Consider the following 1,082-nt stretch of genomic DNA (forward strand, 5'->3'; position numbering starts at 1 on the left):
TAAGTTGACAAGAATAACTAATCATGCGAAAAAGTTTTTTTAGTTAACAGATGTTCACACATGCCTCGAATTGTTTCTGTACCACTTAGTTTAGAACAGCGAGAACGACTCATTTTTCTGGCCAAGCATGCAAAACATTGGCGTGAAAGACAACGTGCCCAAACTATTCTCTGGCTTTCTGAAGGTAAAAGTGTTGCGGAAGTTGCCACTCTACAAGAACGTATCCCAGAAACCATAAGGCTACAACGCCGACGTTGGGAATTGTATGAGTTTGAATCGATTAAAGAAGGTCATCGCTCAGGTCGGCCCAATACATTGATCTCAGACTATCAGGCGAAAATCCTAGATTGGGTCAATACAAGTCCACTCAATGCAGAACAAATCCGAGTCAAACTACATGAAGAATACGAAGTGTCCGTGTCTGTTGAAACCATTCGTAAGTTTTTACGTGATTCAGGTATGGTCTTCAAGCGTACCCGTCATAGCTTGAAAAAAAAGAGATCCGATTGCATTTGAACAAGCAACACAGCAGATTGAAAAATTACGAGAGCAAGCGGCACGTGGTGAAATTATATTAGGTTATGTTGATGAAACAGGGTTTTCATCTACACCTGATAACCGCTATGCATGGACAAAGATAGGTGATGTTCATGCGGTTGATGCAATAAGATTAAAACGAGTTAATGTCATGGGGTGTTTGCTTTCAACGGGGAAACTGGTGACAAGTTGTTTACAAGAGTCAGTTACAAGCACTTGGTTTTATGCCTATTTAACTGGAATAGCTCAACAAGTAAAACAGACTTATAACCTTCCATTGGTTCTTATTGTTGATAATGCCTCGATTCATAGAAGTAAAAAGATGGCTGATTACAGAGAGCTACTTAAAAGTAACTTTTCGACGAATTTGTATTTTATTCCAGCTTATAGCCCTGAGTTAAATCGAATCGAGATGGTATGGAAGCAGATGAAATATTATTGGCGAGATTTTCAAGTCATGACAGCTGATAAAATAGAGCAATGGGTGGAGAGAGTATCAAACCAATTCGGAAAAGAATACATGTTTACTTTTTAATGACAGCTTA

At 38.8% G+C, this 1,082-nt stretch carries 2 protein-coding genes; both read left to right on the forward strand.

What is annotated here, in order from left to right:
* The first annotated feature begins 60 nt into the window (after nucleotides 1-60).
* On the forward strand, nucleotides 61-516 hold the full coding sequence (locus FTV43_RS15775; RefSeq protein ID WP_004973749.1) for a helix-turn-helix domain-containing protein: 456 nt from the start codon (nucleotides 61-63) through the stop codon (nucleotides 514-516).
* Nucleotides 517-532: 16 nt separating this feature from the next.
* A complete protein-coding gene (locus FTV43_RS15780; RefSeq protein ID WP_141730351.1) occupies nucleotides 533-1,072 on the forward strand; it encodes an IS630 family transposase in 540 nt (179 codons plus the stop codon).
* Nucleotides 1,073-1,082: the final 10 nt, after the last annotated feature.

It is taken from the genome of Acinetobacter sp. YH16053, assembly GCF_013417035.1.
In the GTDB taxonomy this organism is placed as follows: Bacteria; Pseudomonadota; Gammaproteobacteria; order Pseudomonadales; family Moraxellaceae; genus Acinetobacter; species Acinetobacter towneri.